Origin of the sequence: Streptomyces sp. NPDC059788, from assembly GCF_042732265.1 — a bacterium.
In the GTDB taxonomy this organism is placed as follows: Bacteria; Actinomycetota; Actinomycetes; order Streptomycetales; family Streptomycetaceae; genus Streptomyces.
On sequence record NZ_JBHWHY010000054.1, the window covers coordinates 62076 to 68670 of the forward strand.

The 6595-nt window shown below is 73.6% G+C and carries 7 protein-coding genes; 3 read left to right on the plus strand and 4 right to left on the minus strand.

Annotated elements, in window-relative coordinates; all coding sequences use genetic code 11:
• Positions 1–9 precede the first annotated feature (9 nt).
• From ACFV57_RS35335 to ACFV57_RS35350, 4 genes are all read right to left on the minus strand, one after another.
• Positions 10–1836: an asparagine synthase-related protein gene (locus ACFV57_RS35335; RefSeq protein WP_385240805.1), complete on the minus strand. Its 1827-nt coding sequence runs from the start codon at positions 1834–1836 to the stop codon at positions 10–12.
• A 1-nt stretch (position 1837) separates the two neighbouring features.
• On the minus strand, positions 1838–1963 hold the full coding sequence (locus tag ACFV57_RS35340) for a lasso RiPP family leader peptide-containing protein (RefSeq protein WP_385240808.1): 126 nt from the start codon (positions 1961–1963) through the stop codon (positions 1838–1840).
• Positions 1964–2149: 186 nt separating this feature from the next.
• A complete protein-coding gene (locus ACFV57_RS35345) occupies positions 2150–3010 on the minus strand; it encodes a DeoR/GlpR family DNA-binding transcription regulator (protein ID WP_385240811.1) in 861 nt (286 codons plus the stop codon).
• The gene (locus ACFV57_RS35350) at positions 2992–4044 is read right to left on the minus strand and encodes an NAD(P)-dependent alcohol dehydrogenase (protein WP_385240814.1); all 1053 of its coding nucleotides are present in this window, start codon (positions 4042–4044) and stop codon (positions 2992–2994) included. The genes ACFV57_RS35345 and ACFV57_RS35350 overlap by 19 nt, the downstream gene beginning before the upstream one ends.
• Positions 4045–4397: 353 nt before the next feature.
• Between ACFV57_RS35350 and ACFV57_RS35355 the strand changes: the two genes are divergently transcribed.
• From ACFV57_RS35355 to ACFV57_RS35365, 3 genes are all read left to right on the plus strand, one after another.
• On the plus strand, positions 4398–5084 hold the full coding sequence (locus ACFV57_RS35355; RefSeq protein ID WP_385240817.1) for a TNT domain-containing protein: 687 nt from the start codon (positions 4398–4400) through the stop codon (positions 5082–5084).
• Between the two features lie 58 nt (positions 5085–5142).
• Positions 5143–5388: a hypothetical protein gene (locus ACFV57_RS35360; protein ID WP_385240819.1), complete on the plus strand. Its 246-nt coding sequence runs from the start codon at positions 5143–5145 to the stop codon at positions 5386–5388.
• A gap of 222 nt (positions 5389–5610) precedes the next feature.
• A complete protein-coding gene (locus ACFV57_RS35365) occupies positions 5611–6516 on the plus strand; it encodes a glycoside hydrolase family 19 protein (RefSeq protein WP_385240825.1) in 906 nt (301 codons plus the stop codon).
• Positions 6517–6595: the final 79 nt, after the last annotated feature.

Genomic DNA, 6595 nt, shown 5'->3' on the forward strand with positions numbered 1-6595 from the left:
CCGGTGTGCTCATCCGCCGGGCGGCCTGAGCGCGGAGCGCAGCCAGACCTCGCAGGCCAGGGTGTTGTCGAGGGCGCGCATCACGTCGGGCGGCAGCTGCGGCCGGGCCAGCTGGGCGGCGAGGGCCGCGGTGTCCAGGAGGCCGGCGCGGGCCAGGCGGGATTCGTTGAACAGGTCGGCGAGGGCGGACCTGTTCCGGCGCAGGGCGAAGTAGAAATCGGCGGTGTACTCGCCCTTCGTGGTCCGGGTCAGCAGGGCCTCGGGAACGACACCGCGCATCGCGGTGGTGAGGACCGGCTTGTAGCGGTCGGGCGCGGCGCGGTCGGCGACCCGTACGGACAAGGCGGCCCCGATCACGCTGTCGTCCAGGAACGGCGCGGCGTACGGCAGTCCCAGGCCGGAGGCCGCCTGGTCGACCTGCCGGAACGCACGGCCGCACATCCGCACACCGGCCAGCGCCGCGTGCTGTCCCCGCTGCGCCGCGAGCGCCTCGGGAGCCGCGGCGGCCGCTTCGCGCAGAACGCAACGGGCCGCGCGGGCCGCCGCCGGGGTGGCCCACGGCGGCATGGACGAGAACGTCCCCCAGGCCGTACCGGCCGTGAACCGGGCGGGGACCGGCCGCGCCGGGTCCTGGCCGAGATGATCGGCCCAGGCGGCCAGCCAGCGACTGAAGGCGCTGCGGTCCGCCAGCCCGCGCAGCAGCGGCCACAGCGGCTGGGGTTGGGCCGCCCGCTGTCTTCGCAGCCGCCCCGGCACGGACCGCGGCCGGGTGCGCAGCACGTCGTGCAGGTACGGAGGCAGGGCGGCGAAGAGTTCGTCCCCGCCGCCGCCCGACAGGTGCAGTGCGGAGCCGCGTGCGGTCATCAGCCCGGCGAGCGTGACGAGTTTGGCGCTGTCGCGGGCCCAGACGCCGGGCTCGTCCGCGGCCACGTCGAAGCTGTTCATGCCGCTGAACCACAGGGGCGCGCCGGCGCGGTCGGGCAGTACGTGCTCGGCGCCCGGGAGCTGGGCGGTCGCCCGGGCGGCCCAGGCGGCGTCGTCGTTGGCCGGGTCCACGCTCTCCCAGCGGAAGGTGACCAGGCGGGCCGGGCCGCGGGCGGCGAGGAAGCACAGGCTGGTGGAGTCCATGCCGCCGGAGAGGTCCGCGCTGACGGTCTTGCGGTCGGCGGTGCAGGAGCCGACCGCGTCGGTGAGGGCCCGGCGTACCGCTTCCGCCCCCTGGACCAGCGGGAGTTCGGGGTCCGGCGGGGTCCACCAGCGCCGGTCCGTGGCCCGGCCGTCCGCCTCCAGCAGCAGAGCGTGTCCGTCGGGCACGGCCCGGACGCCGCGCCACAGGGCGCCGCCGTCGGCGAGCGGGTACGGAAGCGGCGAGGACAGCAGGTGCAGCGCCAACTGCCGTTCGTCCACGGTGGCGCCGGTCGCCGACGCCAGGATGTCGGCCCGGCTCGCCGCCACCGTCGCCTCGCCGATCCGGGCGTGGAAGACCCGGCGTACGGCCGAGGCGCTGCCGCGCACCCGGACCCGGCCGCCGACGGAGAGCACCGCGTGGAAGCTCCCCGTCAGCCCTGCGAGGGCGTCCTCGGCGCCGGAGACGTCCGGGAGCCGGCGCAGCCGCTCCCCCAGCGTGTCGGCGGTGACCGGGCACCGCCCGATCACCGCCATCCGCGCCCCTCCCACGGCGGCGGACACCACCTGGCCCGCGGGCCAGCTGCCGATCAGCCACGGGCGGCCGGAGTGGTGGCGGACCACCTCGGTCGCACCGGGCCGCAGCGCCCGCGCCGCGCTCCGTCCGCTCTCGCCGTCGGGGAGGACCGCGAACCACACGTCGTCGCTCACCTCAGCCGGCCGGCGGGACCTGCCAGTACCAGGGCGCGTAGCCGCCCTCGAAGAACGTGCCGACGTTCGAACCCAGCGTCAGCTCGGCGAAGTCGCCGATGTCCTCCACCGCGGGTGGCTCGTACACGATGTCCGGTTCCACTGTGCTCCCCTCTCCGCGCGGCGGCCTCCGGCCTCCCGTCCGCTTCGGGTCCGCCGGGCCCGCGCGCCAAAGGGACTGCCCAACGCCGCGCCGCCGTACGCCGGACGGCCGCCGGGTTCACCCGGCGGGGTGACGCTCCCGTGGGGCCGGCTGACCGCGCTGCCCCCGGGCTCACGCCGTGTCCGGCTCCACGACCTGCACGGCGGCGCCGGTGGCCCGCAGCGCCGCGACTTCTTCGGCGGGGGTGGCGGTGTCGGTGACGACCGACCCGTAGAGGGCCGCGGTGCCGTACTGGTACGTGGCCCGCTTGCCGAACTTGGAGTGGTCCGCCACCAGTACGGCCTCGGCGGCGGCGGCCAGCATGGCCTCCTTGACCTCGGCGTACTCCCGCAGCGGGTGGAAGAGCCGTCCGTCGAGGACGGCGGTGGCGGACATCAGCGCCAGGTCGGCGTGCAGCCGGGCGAGGGCCCGGCCGACCTCCGGGCCGGTGCAGGAGTTGAACTCGCCCTGGTAGGCGCCGCCGAGCAGCGTGACGCCCACGCCGGGCGCCGCTCCCAGGCGCTGGGCCAGGCCGACGGAATTGGTGAGCACCGTGAGCCCGGCGGCCCGGTCGTGCCGGGCCAGCAGGCCGGCCAGCGGGTAGAGGGTGGTGGAGTCGTCCATCAGCAGGGTGCTGCCCGGGGCGATCCGGTCGGCCACCGCGGCGCACAGCGCCGTCTTGGCCGCCAGCGCGGAGCTCTCGCGAAAGCGGGTGGCGGTCTCCATGGTCAGCGCGGGGAAGGCGACGGCCCGCCCCCGCTCCTTGCGGAGCAGCCGGCGTCCGGCGAGGTCGTCGAGGTCGCGGTGCATCGTCATCAGGCTGACGCCGAAGCGTTCGGCGAGCGCGTCGATCCGCAGGGCGCCGTGGTCGGCGACGTACCGCAGGACGTCCTGCCGCCGCTGTTCGACGGCGGCCTGCGACAGCCGTGCCTTGGCGGGCATCCGGCGTTCCTTCCCCTCCGCGCCCGCGGCGGTCAGCTGGGCTGCGGACACACCACGGGCTTGATCGTCGTACGGTCACGGGCGGCCGCGGTGAGCGCCTGCTCCGCCTCCTCCAGGCCGTACCGGTGGGAGACCAGCCGGTCGAGCCGTACGTCTCCGGAAGCGGCCAGGGCGATGGCGGCGGGCCAGGTGTTGGCGTACCGGAAGGTGCCGGTGACCTCGATCTCGAAGTTCTGCACATGGGCCAGCGGCAGCGGCACGGTGTCGCCGCCCATCCCCACCAGCACCGCCCGGCCGGCGCGGCCGACGGACCGGATGCCCTCGTCGGCGACGGCCGGGACGCCGGAGCACTCCAGGAGGACGTCGGGGACGTATCCGGTGTCGGCGAGCCGGGTGGTGCGGACGTCCACGGTGGCGGTGGCCCCCAACTCCCGCGCCAGGCCGAGCCGCTCGGGTGCGATGTCGGTGACGACGACCTCGGTGGCACCGAAGGCGCGGGCGGTCTGGACGGCGACCAGCCCGATCGGCCCGGCGCCGGTGACCAGCACCCGCGAGCCGGGGCCGATCCGCCCCTTGCGCGCGGCCCACACACCGACGGACAGCGGCTCCAGCAGGGCAGCGGTCTCGGCGGTCAGCGTGTCGGGGACGGCGTGGGCGAAGTGCTCGTCGATCGCGACGTACTCGCACAGGGCGCCGTCGACCGGCGGGGTCGCGTAGAAGGACACCTCGGGGCAGAGGTTGTAGCGGCCTCGGCGGCACTGCGCGCACGTGCCGCACGGGACGCCCGGTTCGAGGGACACCAGCTGTCCCGGCCGGTGGCGGGTGGCTCCAGGGCCGAGGGCGACGACCGTGCCGCCGGGCTCGTGGCCGAGCACCATCGGGGCGCGGACGGTGAAGTCACCGATCCGCCCGTGTTCGTAGTAGTGCACGTCGGAGCCGCAGATGCCGACGGCTTCGACGCGGACCAGTACCTGTCCCGGCCCGGGGACCGGCACGGGCCGCTCCTCGATCCGCAGGTCCTTCGGCGCGTGCAGCACGGCGGCGCGCATGGTCGCGGGTACGGCGGCGGGCAGCGGAGCGGGCATGGGCGGGCGTCCCTCGGGGTCGGCGGGTGTTCTCTGCGCGGATGGCGCTGGTCGGCATTGTCAGCAGACACCTTCAGCATTGTTAACACAAATTGCGTGATGTTGCTGGAGGGGTAGTGCCGCGCCGCCCTGATCGATATCGGCCAGCCGCCGCTCGCCTTCTCGCCCGCGGCACGGGGAGCGGGGGCCCCGCCCCCCGCCTCCCGACCTCTGCGCTTCCCCGTTTTCCCGCTTCCCCGCCCGCTGCCTTCCTGGCCGGAATGCGCTGCGGCCGTGGCGCCTCTCGGGACGTCCCGTCTACCCTGCGCTCCGCTGTTCTGATCAAACATCAGTGCGTGAAGGGACTTTCCCGAGTGAACCGCATACGTACCGCACTCGCCGCTCTCGGCCTCGCCGCGGGTCTGGCGACGGCCCCGGCCGCGAGCGCCGCTCCGCAGCCGGACGACCGGACCGCCGTCGCGCCGGCCGCTTCGATGCGCCACGAGCCCTGCACCGGGGAGTTCCACGGGGACGCCCGGCTCGGCCCCAAGTGGCTGCCGGAGAAGCGGCAGGCGCCGGTGGGGCCGCTGCTGAAGGGCTACAAGAGGACGGGAAAGCTGTCGCCGTCCGCCTTCTTGAAGAAGTACTGGGAGGGGCCGGCGGACTCGGGCGGCTGGAAGTACCCGCCCAACGACGGCTTCGGTGAGGTCAACGGCACGGTGGACAAGGAGCCCGCGAAGCTGCGCACCGGTCAGCGGCTGGATCGTTTCGGCTCCGAGTTCGGCGGATTCCTGGCACCCGCGGGCGACGCGTACGCCGAACGGTCCCTGCCCCCGCAGAACCTCAACACGCGGGACGCGGCGGCGCCCTGCGACTATCACGTGTACAAGGTCGCGAAGCCGTTCTGGGTGTGGCAGGGCAGCATCGCCCCCTGGTTCGAACAGCCCGGCGGCGGCCAACAGATCAAGCTGGACGCGGTGTTCCTGGACCCGGGTCAGGGGCAGCGGCTGAACGTGAAGTGGCTTCTGGACCACGGGTTCCTCAAGCCCGTGAGCACGTGACGGCCGGAGAGCCGGCCGGGGCCCGGCCGGCACCACCGCCCCCGCGCGCGGACGCTCCGTGAGCGCCCCCGCGGACCGTCGTGCGCTGCGTGCCGCGCTGGTCGCGGCGGGTGCGGCCGACGGTCACTACCGCATCGAAGGCGTCCACGAACCCGCCCCCACGCCCCCGGACTTCCTGTTTCTGCGGCAGGCCCCGGACGGGACGTGGGAGACCGGCGCGTACGAACGCGGCGCCCACCACGTCATCGGCCACCACCCGACCGAGGCGACGGCCTGCGCCCACCTGTTCCGCCTGCTCACCTGAGGCCGTGGCCGGCCCGCCCGTTTCGCCCGTCCCGGTGACCGGTTGCTGTCCGATCCGGAATCTGGACCTTCGGCATCTTGACTGGTACAGACCATGCGAGTTGAGTACCACCGAACCGTGATCGCGCTTGCGAACCGGAGCGCGGTCCGTGGTGCTCGTCGTGCGCCGGACCGTCCGTCGCCGAACGAAAGCGGCCCTGCCGCACTGAGGAGTGATCAAGTGTTGCTCAAGCAGCGTATAGCCGCCGTGTTCTCGGCCGCCGCCTGTGCCGCGACCCTCACCGTCGCGGCGCCGTCGGCCACCGCGGCCCCCTCCTCCGGCACCGCGGCGCCCGCCGCGAGCTGCAACTTCACGGTCTGGACCGCCGGAAAGCAGTACGTGACCGGAAACATCGTCAAGTACACGAACGGCAAGTTCTACCGCGCCACGCACGACAACCCGGGCTACGACCCGGTCATCAGCACCTGGTACTGGGAGCCGTACAACTGCGGCGGCGGCACCAACCCGTCCGGCTTCGTCGTGAGCGAGGCGCAGTTCAACCAGATGTTCCCGAACAGAAACCCGTTCTACACGTACAACGGTCTGAAGGCCGCGCTCAGCGCGTACCCCGGGTTCGCCAACACGGGCAGCGACACCATCAAGAAGCGGGAGGCCGCCGCCTTCCTCGCCAATGTCGGGCACGAAACGGGCGGCCTGGTCCACGTCGTGGAGCAGGACACGAACAACTACCCGCACTACTGCGACCGCAACCGGCCGTACGGCTGTCCCGCCGGCCAGGCGGCGTACTACGGCCGCGGGCCGATCCAGCTCAGCTGGAACTACAACTACAAGACGGCGGGCGACGCGCTCGGCATCGACCTGCTGCACAACCCGAACCTGGTGCAGACGGACTCCGCCGTCGCCTGGAAGACCGGCCTGTGGTACTGGAACACCCAGCGCGGCCCCGGCACGATGACCCCGCACGACGCGATCGTCAACGACCGCGGCTTCGGCGAGACCATCCGCAGCATCAACGGCAGCATGGAGTGCAACGGCGGCAACCCCGGCCAGGTCCAGAGCCGGATCAACAGCTTCAAGAAGTTCACCCAGATCCTGGGCACGTCCACCGGAGGCAACCTGAGCTGCTGAGCCGTACGGGCTGAGCAGCCCGCTCCCCCAGGCTGCTCAGCCGCGGCGGGGGGCCCCCCGCGTGCGCCCCGGGCCGGCC